This is a genomic window from Microbacterium sp. H6, assembly GCF_003314775.1.
GTDB lineage: Bacteria > Actinomycetota > Actinomycetes > Actinomycetales > Microbacteriaceae > Microbacterium > Microbacterium oxydans.
The window spans coordinates 1-817 of record NZ_QOAY01000235.1 but is presented as its reverse complement, the minus strand read 5'-3'; the positions used below and the strand labels follow the sequence as shown (position 1 = coordinate 817).

Genomic DNA, 817 nt, shown 5'->3' with positions numbered 1-817 from the left:
ACCTCGCGCTGTCGCCGATCGACGCCGGACGCGGACGCCCGGCGCCCGACCTCGTGCTGGCGGCCCTGCTGCGCACGCAGGCGTCATCCGTCCAGTCGATCGCGGTCGTCGGCGACACCGTCAGCGATGTCGAGTCGGGTCGTCGAGCCGGCGCCGGATTCGTCGCGGGCGTGCTCACCGGCGCCCACGATCGTCCGGCGCTGAGCGCCGCCGGAGCCGATGCCGTGCTGAGCGATGTGAGCGCGTTGCGGGATGTGCTCGTCCAGCGCGAGCTGCTGCCGCTCGTCGCCACCTCCTGAGGGATCGCTCCATGGGAACGCTGCTGATCCGTCCGCCCGGCCACCGCCGAGACGTCGCGCTGCGCCCGGCGGCCACCGCGATGGTCTGGGTCGGCGAAGGCCACCCGCACGAGACGATCGCGGTACCGGGAGTGGCTCTCGCGGACGGGGACGCGCTCGTGGCGGTCGAGATGTCGACGATCTGCGGATCCGACGTGCACACGGTGCGGGGACGACGATCCGCTCCGACGCCCCTGGTGCTCGGACACGAGAGCGTCGGACGGGTGATCGCCATCGGCGACGCCGGCGCGCGCACCGTGGACGGCACTCCGCTGCGGATCGGCGATCGGGTGGTGTGGTCGGTGACCATATCCTGCGCGAGCTGCGATCGCTGCCTGCGGGGGCTGCCGCAGAAATGCCGTGATCTGGGGAAGTACGGGCACGATCGCGTCGGCGCGCACGGCGACCTCACCGGAGCGTTCGCGAGTCACGTGCAGCTGAGGGAGGGGACGGCCATCGTCAGGGTGCCCGAGGCGCTC

The 817-nt window shown here is 72.5% G+C and carries 2 protein-coding genes; both read left to right on the top strand.

The features are described 5' to 3' along the window. Positions 1 to 299, top strand: a 299-nt coding sequence (locus DSP71_RS24045) for an HAD hydrolase-like protein (protein ID WP_258546479.1), incomplete at its 5' end; no start/stop codon positions are given. 11 nt (positions 300 to 310) lie between these two features. Beyond that, positions 311 to 817 (top strand): alcohol dehydrogenase catalytic domain-containing protein (locus DSP71_RS15010; RefSeq protein ID WP_181800749.1); only part of this gene is annotated, 507 nt, incomplete at its 3' end.